The 13,336-nt window shown below is 73.1% G+C and carries 11 protein-coding genes; 3 read left to right on the top strand and 8 right to left on the bottom strand.

Annotation, left to right across the window (positions count from 1 at the left end):
- Window positions 1-3: 3 nt before the first annotated feature.
- From EJG53_RS07600 to EJG53_RS07585, 4 genes are all read right to left on the bottom strand, one after another.
- Window positions 4-873: a MetQ/NlpA family ABC transporter substrate-binding protein gene (locus tag EJG53_RS07600; protein WP_125044204.1), complete on the bottom strand. Its 870-nt coding sequence runs from the start codon at window positions 871-873 to the stop codon at window positions 4-6.
- A 100-nt stretch (window positions 874-973) separates the two neighbouring features.
- Window positions 974-3,043 (bottom strand): ABC transporter ATP-binding protein, encoded by a 2,070-nt coding sequence (locus tag EJG53_RS07595; protein ID WP_125044203.1) that lies wholly within the window; start codon window positions 3,041-3,043, stop codon window positions 974-976.
- Window positions 3,024-3,971 carry an ABC transporter permease gene (locus EJG53_RS07590; RefSeq protein WP_125044202.1) on the bottom strand — a complete coding sequence of 316 codons (948 nt, stop codon included), beginning with the start codon at window positions 3,969-3,971 and terminating at the stop codon, window positions 3,024-3,026. Before EJG53_RS07590 ends, EJG53_RS07595 begins: the two co-directional genes overlap by 20 nt.
- 13 nt (window positions 3,972-3,984) lie before the next feature.
- Window positions 3,985-4,968, bottom strand: a complete 984-nt coding sequence (locus tag EJG53_RS07585; RefSeq protein WP_125044201.1) for an ABC transporter permease — start codon at window positions 4,966-4,968, stop codon at window positions 3,985-3,987.
- A 195-nt stretch (window positions 4,969-5,163) separates the two neighbouring features.
- Between EJG53_RS07585 and EJG53_RS07580 the strand changes: the two genes are divergently transcribed.
- Complete coding sequence (locus EJG53_RS07580) at window positions 5,164-6,852, top strand: ABC transporter family substrate-binding protein (RefSeq protein WP_244955030.1); 1,689 nt, start codon at window positions 5,164-5,166, stop codon at window positions 6,850-6,852.
- Window positions 6,853-6,889: 37 nt separating this feature from the next.
- Here EJG53_RS07580 and EJG53_RS07575 read toward each other — a convergent pair whose 3' ends face one another.
- The 3 genes from EJG53_RS07575 to EJG53_RS07565 form a co-directional block, all read right to left on the bottom strand.
- Window positions 6,890-8,500, bottom strand: a complete 1,611-nt coding sequence (locus tag EJG53_RS07575; protein ID WP_125044200.1) for an alpha/beta fold hydrolase — start codon at window positions 8,498-8,500, stop codon at window positions 6,890-6,892.
- A gap of 157 nt (window positions 8,501-8,657) precedes the next feature.
- Window positions 8,658-9,872 carry a globin domain-containing protein gene (locus EJG53_RS07570; RefSeq protein ID WP_125044199.1) on the bottom strand — a complete coding sequence of 405 codons (1,215 nt, stop codon included), beginning with the start codon at window positions 9,870-9,872 and terminating at the stop codon, window positions 8,658-8,660.
- Between the two features lie 135 nt (window positions 9,873-10,007).
- The gene (locus EJG53_RS07565; RefSeq protein ID WP_125044198.1) at window positions 10,008-10,454 is read right to left on the bottom strand and encodes an RrF2 family transcriptional regulator; all 447 of its coding nucleotides are present in this window, start codon (window positions 10,452-10,454) and stop codon (window positions 10,008-10,010) included.
- A gap of 256 nt (window positions 10,455-10,710) precedes the next feature.
- Here EJG53_RS07565 and EJG53_RS07560 point away from each other — a divergent pair, with 256 nt between their 5' ends.
- Window positions 10,711-11,118 carry a hypothetical protein gene (locus tag EJG53_RS07560; protein WP_125044197.1) on the top strand — a complete coding sequence of 136 codons (408 nt, stop codon included), beginning with the start codon at window positions 10,711-10,713 and terminating at the stop codon, window positions 11,116-11,118.
- An 18-nt stretch (window positions 11,119-11,136) separates the two neighbouring features.
- On the opposite strand, the gene EJG53_RS07555 is transcribed toward EJG53_RS07560, so the two are convergent.
- The gene (locus tag EJG53_RS07555) at window positions 11,137-11,538 is read right to left on the bottom strand and encodes a DnaJ family domain-containing protein (RefSeq protein WP_125044196.1); all 402 of its coding nucleotides are present in this window, start codon (window positions 11,536-11,538) and stop codon (window positions 11,137-11,139) included.
- A gap of 212 nt (window positions 11,539-11,750) precedes the next feature.
- Between EJG53_RS07555 and EJG53_RS07550 the strand changes: the two genes are divergently transcribed.
- On the top strand, window positions 11,751-13,319 hold the full coding sequence (locus EJG53_RS07550) for a carboxylesterase/lipase family protein (protein WP_125044195.1): 1,569 nt from the start codon (window positions 11,751-11,753) through the stop codon (window positions 13,317-13,319).
- Window positions 13,320-13,336 lie beyond the last annotated feature (17 nt).

The raw sequence follows: 13,336 nt of genomic DNA, 5'->3' as shown, positions 1-13,336 counted from the left end.
GCCTCAGCCCTTGAGCTGGCGGGTGACCCGGTCCAGCTCCCGTGTCAGCTCGGCCCGGGACAGGTCGATGTGGACGGCCGTGCCGTTGGACGTCCGGCGCGCCTCGTCCTGGACCGGCTTGCTCGCGTACAGCTTCACGATCTTCGCGAAGTCCGGGTTGTCCTGGTCCTTCGCACGCGAGGCGATGACATTGACGTACGGCCGTACGTCCGCCCCGCGCGGGTCGTCCTTGAACAGCGCGGTGTCCGCCTTGACGCCCGCCAGTGTGGCCACGCCGTCGTTGATGACGGAGGCGTCCACGTCCTTGAGCAGCCGGGGCGTCTGCTGGGCGTTGACCGGGGTGAGCTTCAGATGCCGGGGGTTGCCGGCGATGTCGTCGGCGGTGGCGTACAGGCCGGTGCCGGGCTTCAGTGTGATCAGCCCGGCCTTCGCCAGCAGCCGCAGCGCGCGGCCCTCGTTGGCCGGGTCGTTGGGGTGGGCGATCCGCGCGCCGTCCGGCAGGTCGGCGAGCTTCTTCGCCCGCTGGGAGTAGAGGCCGAGCGGGACGACGTCGGTGGCGGCGAGCGGCGTGATGTCGGTGCCGTTCTCGGTGTTGGACTGGGCCAGGAACACCAGGTGCTGGAACGCGTTGAGGTCGATGTCCCCGGCGGCCAGCGCCTTGTTGGGCAGCGAGTAGTCGTCGAACGGCACCACCTCGACCTTCAGCCCCTGCTTCGCCGCCTCCTCGGCGAGCACGTCCCAGTCGGTGGAGTCACCGCTGACCCCGACACGGACGGTGTCTCCGCCGGAACCGGACGGGCCGCAGCCCGAGAGGGTGAGGGCCAGCAGGGCGGCGGCCACGAGGGCGGTGCGGCGGGGCAGGGTGCGTTTCATCGTTCTCGTTCCAGGGATTCCGTGGGTGGTGGAGAGGGAGGGGCGGGCGCGGCTCTTGTGGAGCGGGCGTCCGCCCTGGTGCGCCTGGTCCGGGTACGGATCAGACGGCGAAGTGACAGGCCGAGGTGTGCCCCGGCCCGTGCGCGGTGAGGCTGGGGGCTTGCGTCTCGCAGCGGGCCTGCTGGTCCGGGCCGAGCGTGGCGAACAGGGGACACCGGCCGCGGAAGCCGCAGCCGGTGACGCGCTCGGCCGGGCTCGGCGGGTCCCCGGGCAGCAAGACGCGCTCACGGGCGCGCTCGCGAGCCGGGTCGGGGACCGGTACGGCCGACAGCAGGGCCCGGGTGTACGGGTGCCGGGGTGCGCCGAACACCGAGCCCGCCGGGCCGTGTTCGACCGTACGGCCCAGGTACATCACGCTCACCCGGTCGGCGACGTGGCGTACGACGGACAGGTCGTGCGAGACGAAAAGGTACGACAGCCCCAGCTCGTCGCGGAGGTCGGCCAGCAGGTTGAGCACTCCGGCCTGTACCGACACGTCGAGGGCCGACACCGGCTCGTCCAGGACCAGCAGCCGGGGCCGTACGGCGAGGGCGCGGGCGATGCCGATGCGCTGCCGCTGGCCGCCGGAGAACTGGTGCGGGTAGCGCTCCGCGTCCCCGGCCGAGAGCCCCACCAGCTCCAGCACCTCCGGTACCCGCGCCGCGATCGTGTCCTTCGCCACCCGCTGCGCGCGCAGCGGCTCCGCGACCAGCTCGCCGACCGGCATCCGGGGGTCCAGGCTGGACATCGGGTCCTGGAAGACGATCTGGACGGCGCCGCGCAGGCCCCGGCGCCCCGCGCGGTCCAGGGTGCGGACGTCCTGGCCGAGCAACTCCACGTGCCCGCCTTCGGGCGCGGTGCCGGACAGGATCTCCAGCAGCGTGGTGGTTTTTCCGGAGCCGGACTCGCCTACCAGGCCGAGGGTTTCGCCGCTCCGGATGTCGAGGTCGACGCCGTCCACCGCGTACACACTGCCGGTCCGGCGCCGGAACACCGTGCCACCGCGCACGGGGAACGTCTTGGTCAGGCCCCGCACCCGTAGGACGTGCGGCAGGTGGTCGCGGCCCTCGGCCGCCGGTGGCTCGTACGTCTCGGCCGCAGGCAGCGCTCGCTCTGCGCGGTGCGGTTCCTTGAAGCACGCCACGGTGTGGTCGGAGCCCGCGCCTACGGCCAGCAGGGCAGGCTCGGCCGTACGGCACGCGTCGTCGGCGAGCGGGCAGCGCGGCGCGAAGGCGCATCCGGAGGGCAGGCCGTCCGCGTCCGGCGGCGTACCCGGGACCGGGACGAGGCGGGTGCGGCCCGGCACCGCCTCGATGCTCGGTACGGCGGCCAACAGACCCGCGGTGTACGGCATACGGGGCGCGTCGAACAGCTCCTGCGCGGGTGCGCTCTCCACCACCCGGCCCGCGTACATGACGGCCACCCGGTCGGCCATCCCCGCGATCACGCCCAGGTCGTGGCTGACGAGCAGCAGGGCCGCGCCGGTCTCCCGCTGGGCGGTGCGCAGCACGTCCAGCACCTGGGCCTGCACGGTGACGTCCAGCGCGGTGGTGGGCTCGTCGGCGAGGATCACCTCGGGGTCGTTGGCGATGGCCATGGCGATGAGCGCGCGCTGCCGCATGCCGCCGGAGAACTGGTGCGGATACGCGGCGGCTCGTGCCCGGGGATCGGGGATGCCGACCAGGTCGAGGAGTTCCACGGCGCGGCGCGCGGCCTTCTCCCGGGAGAGGTCCTGGTGGGTCCGGAGCGCCTCGGCGATCTGGTCGCCGACGCGGTGGACCGGGGTGAGGGCGGACAGCGGGTCCTGGAAGACCATGCCGATACGGCGCCCGCGCAGCCGGGAGAGCGCCGCGTCACCGGCGCCGACCAGCTCGGTCCCGTCCAGCCGCACCGACCCGGCGACCCGTGTGGACCCGGGCAGCAGCCCCATCGCGGCGAGCGCCACGGTGGACTTGCCGGAGCCCGACTCCCCGACGAGGCCGAGGACTTCACCGCGCCGCAGTGTGAGGTCCACGCCGCGCACCGCGTGACGGGGGCCTCGTGGGCCGGGGAACTCGACGTCCAGCCCGCGGATGTCCAGGGCGGCAGGCGCGCCGGTCGCCTTCGGCAGGTCAGTCGGCGACGAGATCATGAGCGGATTCCTTGTGGTGCGGGGGCGAGAGGGGCGCGGACGCGGGCTTCTCGGCGGGGCGGCGGCGCTTCGTACGCCGGGCGCGGCGCGGCCTGGCGTCCGAGGTGGGGTCCAGGGCGTCGCGCAGCCCGTCCCCGAGGAAGTTGACGGCCAGGACGAAGACCACCAGCAGACCGGCCGCGAAGAAGAACAGCCAGGGATAGGTGACCGCCGCGCCCGTTCCGTCCGCGATGAGGGTGCCCAGGGACACGTCCGGCGGCTGGACGCCGAAGCCGAAGTAGGACAGGCCCGTTTCGCTCATCACCGCGCCGCCGACCGCGATCGTGGCGTCGACGATGAGGAAGGAGGCGACGTTGGGGAGGATGTGGCGGAAGACGATGCGCAGCGGGTGGACGCCCATCAGGCGGGCCGCGCGGACGAAGTCCCGTTCCTTGAGGGAGAGCGTCATCGACCGTACGACGCGCGCGGTGAGCATCCATCCGAAGGCCGCCAGCAGCCCCACGAAGGCGATCCAGTGCGCTCCCCGCAGGCGCGGGGAGACGATCGCGATGAGGAGGAAGGCCGGGAAGACCAGGAGGAGGTCGGTGAAGAGGGTCGTCAGCCGGTCCGCCCAGCCGCCGAAGTACCCGGCGCACGCGCCGGCCACGGCCGCCAGCACCGTCGCGAACAGGGCGACCAGCAGCCCGATCAGCAGCGACTTCTGGAGCCCGCGCAACACCTGCGCGTACACGTCCTGGCCGATGCTGTTGGTGCCGAACCAGTGCTCGGCGGAGGGCGGCTGGCGCAGCGCGCTGTAGTCGACGTCCGTGTGCGACCAGTGGCCGAGGTACGGGCCGGCGAAGGCGAGCAGGAACAGGAAGAGCAGAACGGCCGCGCCGGTCACGGCGTTGGCGTTCCGTACGAAGCGGCGCAGGGCGACGCGAAGCATGGTCCGGTTCTCCTCAGCTCGTCCGTACGCGCGGGTCGAGCGCGGCGTGCAGCACGTCGGCCAGGAACCCGGACAGCAGCACCATCACGGCCGCGAACACATTGACCGCCACGACCGAGTTGACGTCGCCCTTGCCCACGGCGTCGATGAACCATGAGCCCATGCCGTGCCGGCCGAAGACCTTCTCGGTGAAGGCGGCGCCGGTGAACAGGGCGAGGAACCCGTAGGCGAAGAAGGTGGACATCGGCACCAGGGCGGTCCGCAGCCCGTGCCGGAGCACCGCGCTGCGCTTGCGCAGGCCCTTGGCGCGGGCGGTGCGCAGGAAGTCCGAGCCGAGGACGTCGAGCATCGTGCCGCGCTGGTAGCGGCTGTAGGACGCGGCCGTACCGAGCGCGATGGCGAGGGTCGGCAGCAGGAGGTGGACCAGGCGGTCACCGAGCAGCGTGCCGAATCCGCCCGTCAGTCCCGGCGTGTGCTCGCCGGTGAAGGCAATGATCTCGCCGCCCGCCGCCTGGTTCACCGCGATGGCACCGGTCTTGAGGAGCACGGCGAGCAGGAAGGTGGGCGTGGACAGCAGCAGGAAGGCGAAGAGGGTGACGGCCCGGTCGGAGAAGCGGTACTGCCGGACCGCGCTCCACGCCCCCAGCAGCACGCCCGCGACGGTGCCCAGCAGGGTGCCGGCCAGCAGCAGCCGCAGGCTGACGCCGATGCGGCGTCCGAACTCCTCGGTGACGGCGCCGGAGTCGATCGTCCGGCCGAGGTCGCCGTGCAGGGCATGGCCCAGCCAGGCGAAGAACCGTTCCGGCAGTGGTGTCTGGTCGTTGATGCCCAGCGCGGTGAGCTGGGCCTCGACGGCGCCGGGCGGTGGCGGTGGCTGCCGCCCCTCGAAGTAGCCGCGGGGCGACAGCGCGAGCGAGGTCAGCGCATAGGAGACGACGACGGCCAGCACCAGCAACAGCGCGTAATAGCCGAGGCGTTTGGAGAGGTGGGCGAACACGGGCGGACATCCCTTTCAGGGTGGTGCGGCCAGTGACGCTATCCCACGTATTCCGCCGGGTGATGCGGCGGCGTGAACCTGTCATTGCAGCTTCAATAAATGCGCTGAGCAGGGCCTTTGAGAGGTTCCCGGCCGCCATACGGTGCTCCGGGGGCCGCGCTCGCGGCGCCCGCGAACCAGTGAGAGGAACCGCGCATGAACCGGGCCCGCAGGGCAGTCGCCCTGGCAGTGACGACCGTCTTGGCCGTGGCGGCGGTCACCGCCTGTGGCGGGCCCGGCGGCCCGGTGGACGGCGCGCACGCCGGCGCGGCGCCGCAGGCGGGGGCGCAGGGCCTGGCCCCGCACCCCGTCTCCGACCTCAAGCAGGGCGGCACCATGCGGGTCTCCGTCCAGCAGTGGATCACCCAGTCCAACCCCCACCAGATCGACGGCACCCAGGGCGACGCCTCCGCGATCACCAGCATGGTGGAGCCCAGCCTCTTCAGCCTCGACGCGAAGGGCGAGCCCCGGCCCGACCCGGACTTCCTCGCCTCGGCGAAGGTCGTCTCGACGAGCCCGCAGGTCGTGTCCTACCGGCTCAACCCCCAGGCGAAGTGGTCCGACGGCAAGCCGCTGGGATGGCGGGACTTCGAGGCCCAGTGGAAGGCGCTGAACGGCTCCGACGACCGCTACCGGGCCGCCACCAACAGCGGCTACGAGCAGATCGGCACGGTGGAGCGGGGCGCCGACGACCACGAGGTACGGGTCACCTTCAGTACGCCGTACGCCGACTGGCAGTCCCTGTTCGACCCGCTGCTGCCGGCCTCCCTGAACGCCACCCCGGAGAGCTTCGAGAAGGGCTGGGTGGGCCGCATCCCGGTGACCGGCAACGCCTGGAAGGTCGGCGCGTTCGACCGGACCGCGCAGACCGTGACGCTCGTCCCCGACCCGGCCTGGTGGGGCCGGAAGCCCAGGCTCGACAAGATCATCTACTGGGCGCTGGACGGCACCTCCACCCTCGACGCGTACCTCAACAAGGAGATCGACGACACCAGCGCCGTGGACCCCGAGAAGTACCAGCGGCTGAAGAACGACCGCGGTGCCGACATCCGGGTCGGCGCCCGCTGGGACCAGGTCACCCTCAGCCTCAACGGCGGCCGCGGCCCGCTCGCCGACGTCGCGGTGCGCCAGGCCGTCACGCTCGGCGTGGACCGTGCCGCGCTCGCCAAGGTCGCGGGCAAGGACCTGCCGTTCCAGCCCCGGGCGCTGGACAACCACTTCTTCATGCCCGACCAGGCGGGCTACCAGGACAACACCGGCGGCTTCGGCAAGCGCGACGTGGCCCGCGCCAGGAAGCTGCTGGACGCGGCGGGCTGGCGGGACAACGGCGCCGGCGAGCCGCGCACCAAGGACGGCAGGCCGCTGACCCTGGAGTACGTCATGCCCGGCGACGCCCTCGCCCTCCAGACCGACCAGGCCAAGCTGGTGCAGCGGATGCTCGGCGAGATCGGCGTCGGCGTACGGCTGCGGAGGGTGCCGGGCAGCGACTACTTCGACAAGTACGTCCACCGCGGCAACTACGACCTGACCCAGTTCCGCCAGGTCGACCGGGTCTTCCGGGCCAGCTCGTACGCCGACTACCGGATGCCGCGCGGCGACAACGCCTTCACCAACTACGGCCGGGTCTCCTCCCCGGAGGTGGACCGCCTCCTGCTGGAGGCGACCCGTACCACCGACGTGGCGCGCCAGCGCACGCTCTACAACCAGGCCGACGCCCGGATCTGGAAGCTGGGCCACTCCATCCCGCTCTACCAGCGCCCGCAGATCATCGCGGTCCGCAAGGGCCTGGTGAACCACGGGGCCCCGGCCTCGGCGACGAGGACCCGAAGGCGATCGGCTGGCTGAAGTAGCCGGCGGACGGGCCGGAGCGCCCCGCCCGCGCTCAGTAGCGTACCGGCACCGACACCCACGACGGATCGTCCGCCGGGGAGGAGAAGGTCAGCTTCGCGCCGGACGGGTTGTGTTCGATGTAGAGCGGGTCCACGGAGTCCACGACCACCGCCAGCCGGTGCCCCGCCGGGACGTCGTACGCCGTCGAGAACAGCTCCAGGTCCACGCCGAACGGCTTGCCAGGGGCCTTGCCGTGGAAGGTGAACGGCGCGTGCGAGACCAGTTTGCCGACGCCGAGCGGCCCCACGTCGTACAGGTAGGCGATGCCGGTGCCGCTCTCGGCGGTGCTGGTGACGGTGGTGTGCAGCTTCGCCGTACCGCGGACGTGCTGCGCGGAGGTGTACCGCTCGGACTGCCACACGGCGGCGGCCGAGCGCGGCAGCAGCGGGATCGACGCCATCGGCGGCAGCCGGAAGAACTGGTCCAGCAGGCAGGAGAGGAAGACCGTGCCGCCGTTGGCGCCGGAGTCGCGGCCGGCGCGGATCTGCTGTGTGCCGTTCAGCTCGATCTTCCGGTTCCCCGAAGGCACGTCCTTCCAGCTCTTGTACCCCTCGTAGGCGCCGGTGGAGCGGGACTTGAGCTGTACGGGTGCCTCCCGGTCCACGCCGTTGTCCGCGCCCTTCAGATAGTGGTCGAACCAGCGCTTCGTGTGGTCCCAGGTGTCGTTGGGCAGCCCGAGCAGGCCCAGGCCCTCGGCGGTGGCGTGGTCGCCGGGCCGGAACTCCAGCCGCTTGGGTCCCTTCAGCTTCTCGTAGAAGTCGGCGTACTGGTTGGGCGGGAAGAGCGAGTCGCCCCAGGCGTTGCCCAGCATGATCGCCGCGCCGTTGGCGTTGATCCGGTCGAGGTAGGTGACCGGGGACCGCTTGGCGCCCCACTTGAGCATGTCGCCTTCCTTGGCCAGATCGGAGGCCAGGAAGTCCTTGAGGATGGTCTTCAGCTCCGGGCTGGGGCGCCCGGTGAGCGCACCGGCGCCGCCCAGCAGGGCGGCCGCCTGCTGATGCTGGGTGCGGCCGCTGTAGATCGAGTCGATCAGGTCGGCCCAGCCGCTCAGCGCCGCGACCGCCTTGACGCGCTGGTCGAACGCGGAGGTGAGCAAGCTGATCCCGGCGCCGTACGACACCCCGCCCATGCCCACCTTCGCCGGGTCGGCCGCGGTGTGGGCCAGCGCCCAGTCGATGACCTTGGAGGCGTCGGCGATGTCCGGGGGACCGGCCGTCTCGATCTGCCCGCCGGACTGCCAGAAGCCGCGCGAGTTGTAGCCCACCACCACGTACCCGGCGTCGGCGAGCTTCTTGGCCTGCACGACGTACTCGATCTGCGGCATGCCCCAACTGGTGGGCAGCACGATCAGCGGATAGCGGCGGCCGGGCTCGGCGTCGCCCGGGGTGAAGACGTTGGCCTTCAGGGTGATGCCGCCGTCGCCCTCGATGTCGACGAACTTCACGTCGGGGAACTTCGCCGCGAGTTGCTGCGTGGCGGCGGCGGTCGTCGGGGAGGGCGCTGCGGAGTTCGCGGCCGGGGCGCCCGCGAGGGTGGAGGTGGCGAGCACGGCCGCGGAGACGGTACCGACGGCGGTGCGCAGCGTGGGGCGTGAGGGCGACATCTACTGCTCCAAGTGCTCCAGGAGGGGGCTGAAGTGACTGGAGAGTAAGTTGTGCCGCTTACTGCTGGTAACCCGTCGGTAGGTTACGGATGGGTAACGCGGAAGGTCCGGGTGTGCGGCGGGGCGCCCGGCCAGCGGGCCGGGCGCCCCGCCGTGCTCAGAGGCCCAGGTCCGGCCCGAACACCTCGTAGTGGATGTCCGCCGCCGGTACGCCCGCCTCCAGGAGCTGGGTGCGGGCGGCCTTCATGAAGGGCACCGGGCCGCAGAGGTAGGCGACGGTGCCGGCCGGGACGTCCACCCGGCTCAGGTCGATCCGGCCCTCGTGGAAGGTGACCGGCGCGTCGGCGCCGCCCCCGTCCCCGCCGTCCTCCGGCCGCTCGTACCAGACCTCCGCCGTGGCGTTGGCCAGCTTCCCCGTCAACTGCCGCAGTTCGGCGCGGAAGGCGTGGGTGTACGGGGAGCGGTCGGCGTGCACGGAGATGACGCGCCGGGCGGAGCTTTCGGCGGCGAGCCGGGAGAGCATGCCGATCATGGGGGTGCAGCCGATGCCGGCCGAGGCGAACAGCAGCGGGCGGTTGCCCTCGTCGAGCACCACGTCACCGAACGGCGCGCTCACCCGCAGGACTTCGCCGCCGTGCACATGGTCGTGCAGGTGGTTGGAGACCTCGCCGGCGGGCGAACCGGCCGCGTCGCCGGTGACCCGCTTCACCGAGAACTGCAGACCGGCGTCCGGCTGGCCCGACAGGCTGTACTGCCGTATCTGGTGGGCGCCGTCGGGGAGTTCGACCTGCACGGAGACGTACTGGCCGGGCCGGGACGCCGGGAGCGGACCCCCGTCCAGCGGCTGGACGACGAAGGTGGCCACGTCGTCCGTCTCCTGGAACCGGCCGGTCACGCGGTACTCCCGCCACACGTCCCCGTCCGGCGTGCCCGCCGCCTCGTAGAGGCGCTTCTCGGCGGCGATGAGGGCGTTCGCCATCAGCCAGTACACCTCGTCCCAGGCCGCCGCGACCTCCTCGGTGACGGCCTCGCCCAGGACCTCCGCGATGGCCGCGAACAGGTGCTCGCGCACGATCGGGTACTGGTCGGCGCGGACGCCGAGCGAGGCGTGCTTGTGCGCGATGCGCGCCAGCATCGCGTCGGGACGCTCGTCCGGGTGCTCGACCAGGTACGTGGCGAAGGTGGCGATGGAGCCGGCGAGGGCCTGCCGCTGGCTGCCGTTGGCCTGGTTGCCGCGGTTGAACAGGTCGCGCAGCAGTTCGGGGTGGGCCGCGAACATCTTGTCGTAGAAGAGCGGGGTGATCTCACCGATGGCCGCTCCGACCGCGGGAAGGGTGGCGCGGACGGTTGCGGCGGACGTGGACGACAGCATCGGGTGCTCCGGTTCTCGGGAAGTGCTGAGGGGTCGTGGTGGTCGGTGGGCGCGCTGCGACGCAAATAACTTGCATCTCAGATTCGTATTTCGTCGCAAGCGTAGGAGCGGGGGCGGCGGTGCGAATAGGGCCGTTCAGCCCTCCGGCCGGGGGGACAGGCCGAGCAGCAGAGGGCCGGTCGGGGTACCCACCAGGTCCTCGATGGACAGCGGGTCGAGCGCAGCGAAGAACGCCTCCTGCGCGGCCCGCAGGGCGCCGCGCAGACGGCAGCCGCCGCGCAGCGGGCACGGCGGATCGTCCTCGCACCCCACCACGTCGCCGACCCCCTCCAGCTCGCGCACCAGGCTCCCCAGGGAGCCGGTGCGGCCCTTCCGGGTCAGGGACAGGCCCCCGTTGCGCCCGCGCCGGGCCTCCACGGCGCCGAGGTGCTGGAGTCTGCTCACCACCTTGGCGGCGTGGGTGTACGGGACCTGGACCGCGCCCGCCACCTCGCGGGTGGTCGGCGCGTCGCCCCGGTCGTCGAGGACCGCCAGCCGCATGGCGATGCGGAGCGCGATGTCGGTGCTCTTCGTCAGTCGCACGGTCCCACCGTACTGAAGTGGAGTTTAGGATGCCAATTTAGGGCGCGGCGGACGGGGCCGGGCGCGCCGCGCGTTACGGGACGATCCGGACAGGTCGGGCGTACGGGGGAGCGGTCGCCAAGGCGGGCCGCCGAAGCGCCTGTCCCGCCACGTCGGGCAGCGGTACGGTCGGCCCGAAGGGCATCCACGGGCCACCCTCCGGCCGCCGGGATGCGGCGCCGGAACCGGCCCGGAACCACCGCGCCTGGAGGCCGCCATGCTCCCGACCCGCACCCTCCTCGACAGCATCACCACCAAGGCCCGGCTCGGCACCGACGTGCTGGCCCCGGCCACCGACGCCCTCGCCGAGTGCGAGAAGGCCGTCCTCGTCTGCGCCACGGGCATGCTCGCCTCCGACGAAGCCGACCGGATGCGCGAAGCGGCCCGCGCCGACCTGGACTGCCACGACGTCGTCGGAGCCACCCTGCGGCTGCTGCTTCGGGAAGGCGGCGCCGGGACCCGGCTGCTGGCCGCGCAGCTCGACGCGTGCGCGATCGCCTGCGAGCGCAGCAATGAACTGTGCCGGGCGCACGCCGGCCGTCACGAGCACTGCCGCCTGTGCACCCAGGCCACGACCCGCGCGATCGACGCCTGCCACGGCGTACGGGAGGCGCTGCGGCCGTGACCCGGCCGGCCCGGTCCGCTACTTCCCACGCCGTTCGCGCCACTCCCGCACGACGCTCTCCACGTCGTACGGCTCCAGATTGAGCGGCGGGCCGGGCGGCGGCTGCCGGACCGCCTCCTGGATCTTGGCGTTGATCTCGCCGATGACGCGCCGCACCGTCCGCTCGGAGGGGGCCCGCACCGCCGCCTCCCGGGCGTCCTCGGCCTCCTTGCGCAGCGCGAGCGCCGGCGGCAGGAAGGAGAGATTCTCCCGGCTCATCTTCTCCTTGACCCACCACATGGCGTCGTACGGCTCGTCGAGGCCGGTCAGCGGCTTGCCGAAGCCGGGCAGGCCGGCGAACTCGCCGCGCTCGGCGGCCTCGCGGATCTGCCGGTCGGTCCAGGTCTCGAAGCTGACGCCGGGGGGCTTGCGCTCGGTCATCACGGGGCTCCCTGGGGTGGGGTTCGCGGCCGGTCACCCTCGGCCCCGGGGCGCCGGGGCCGTCCGTACACAAGTACCACAGGGGGGCGTCGCGGGCGTGGCCGACTGCCGGTGCCCGGGGCGGGTGACGGTGGTGGCGTGTACGCGGGCGGCCGTCGGTGGCGTAGAACGGTCTGTGGGCGGGGGCCGATGCGGAGGAAAGGGCGTGACCGATGGCCGCAGTTGGCGAGTGGTGGCGGGCCGTGCGGACGGAGCGGGGGCGCGTGCGCGGCGTGCCGGAGCCGGTGGCGGAGGGCGGAGCGGACCCGGGGCGGCGGACGGCGGGTGCCGGGGCCGGGAGCCCGGGGGACGGGCCGTCGGTGGCCGCCTTCCGCGGCATCCCGTACGCGGCGTCGCCGGTCGGCGCGCTGCGCTTCGCGCCGCCGTGCCCGCACGAGGGCTGGACCGGCGTACGGGACGCGGTACGTCCCGGGCCCGCCGTGCCCCAGGGCCCGTCCCGGCTGGAGCGCGTCATGGGATCCCGTACGCCCGACTGGAGCGAGGACGGCTGTCTGACCCTCAACGTCTGGAGCCCCGCGGAGCCGCCGGGCGCGGGGCGGCCCGTGCTGGTGTGGTTCCACGGCGGCGGGTTCACCAGCGGGTCCGGCGGCTGGGACTGGTACGACGGCGCCCGGCTCGCGGCGCTCGGTGACCTCGTGGTGGTCACGGCCAACTACCGTCTCGGGCCACTCGGCTGGCTCCACCTGCCCGAGGCGGGCGTGGCCGGTCTCGGGCTCCAGGACCAGGCCGCGGCGCTGCGCTGGGTGCACGAGAACATCGCGGCGTTCGGCGGCGACCCCGCCCAGGTCACCGTCGGCGGCCAGTCGGCGGGCGCATACACGGCGCTGTGCCTCGCGGTCGCCCCGGAGACCCGCGGACTGGTGCGCCGGGTCGTCGTGCAGAGCGGCCCGTGGGGCCTGGAGCCTCAGGACCCGGCCGAGGCGGCCGGAATCACGGCCGACTACCTGCGTCTGCTGGGGCTGCCGGACAAGGCGGCCGTGCCCGGCAACGAGGACGCGGCCCTGCGGGAGTTGCGCGCCCTTCCGGTGGAGCGGCTGCTCACCGCGTACGCCCGGCTGGCGGCGGACCGCGCTCGCCCGGGCCGCCTCACACCGCTCATGTACCCGGTGCTCGGCGGCCCCGGGCTGCCGGTCCCGCCCGTGCGGGCCGTGGCGGAAGGCGGCCTGCGCGACCTCGCGTTGCTGATCGGCACGGTACGGGACGAGATGACCGCGTTCCTGGCCTTCGACGCCGAGGCCCGGGCGTTCACCCGGGACGACGTCCTGCGGCTCCTGCGCGAGGACGCCTGCGGCGATCCCGGCGCGGCGGCCGTCGCGTACGACGACCTGGCGCGCCTGCGGCCGGACGCGTCCCCCGTGGACCTCCTGGCCGAGGCGGCCACCGGCTGGATGTTCCGGGACGGCGCCACCGGTATCGCGGAGCGGCGCGCCGCGCAGGGGACACCCGCGTACGTCTACCGCTTCGACCGCGCCCCGGACGGCGACGACGGCACGCTCGGCGCCACCCACTGCGCGGAACTGCCCTTCCTCTTCGGGACGTTCGACGCCTACCCCGACAGCCCGATGCTGGGACACGCCGGCGCGGAGGAGCGCCGCCTGGCGCACGCGTTCGGCGGCGCGCTCGCCGCCTTCGCGGCCACCGGCACGCCCAACGGGCCGGGGCTCGCGGACTGGCGGCCGTACCTCGGCGGGCCGGCGCCCGAGGTGATGTACTTCGGCTGACGGCGCGCGACCCGTCC

Source organism: Streptomyces chrestomyceticus JCM 4735 (assembly GCF_003865135.1).
GTDB lineage: Bacteria > Actinomycetota > Actinomycetes > Streptomycetales > Streptomycetaceae > Streptomyces > Streptomyces chrestomyceticus.
The sequence above is the reverse complement of the archived record's forward strand: the minus strand, read 5'-3'. Positions and strand labels throughout refer to the sequence as shown.

Coding starts and splice junctions, on each gene's coding strand:
- EJG53_RS07600 (WP_125044204.1), bottom strand. CDS start 873: ATGAAACGCACCCTGCCCCGCCGCACCGCCCTCGTGGCCGCCGCCCTG.
- EJG53_RS07595 (WP_125044203.1), bottom strand. CDS start 3,043: ATGATCTCGTCGCCGACTGACCTGCCGAAGGCGACCGGCGCGCCTGCC.
- EJG53_RS07590 (WP_125044202.1), bottom strand. CDS start 3,971: ATGCTTCGCGTCGCCCTGCGCCGCTTCGTACGGAACGCCAACGCCGTG.
- EJG53_RS07580 (WP_244955030.1), top strand. CDS start 5,164: ATGAACCGGGCCCGCAGGGCAGTCGCCCTGGCAGTGACGACCGTCTTG.
- EJG53_RS07575 (WP_125044200.1), bottom strand. CDS start 8,500: ATGTCGCCCTCACGCCCCACGCTGCGCACCGCCGTCGGTACCGTCTCC.
- EJG53_RS07570 (WP_125044199.1), bottom strand. CDS start 9,872: ATGCTGTCGTCCACGTCCGCCGCAACCGTCCGCGCCACCCTTCCCGCG.
- EJG53_RS07560 (WP_125044197.1), top strand. CDS start 10,711: ATGCTCCCGACCCGCACCCTCCTCGACAGCATCACCACCAAGGCCCGG.
- EJG53_RS07555 (WP_125044196.1), bottom strand. CDS start 11,538: ATGACCGAGCGCAAGCCCCCCGGCGTCAGCTTCGAGACCTGGACCGAC.
- EJG53_RS07550 (WP_125044195.1), top strand. CDS start 11,751: ATGGCCGCAGTTGGCGAGTGGTGGCGGGCCGTGCGGACGGAGCGGGGG.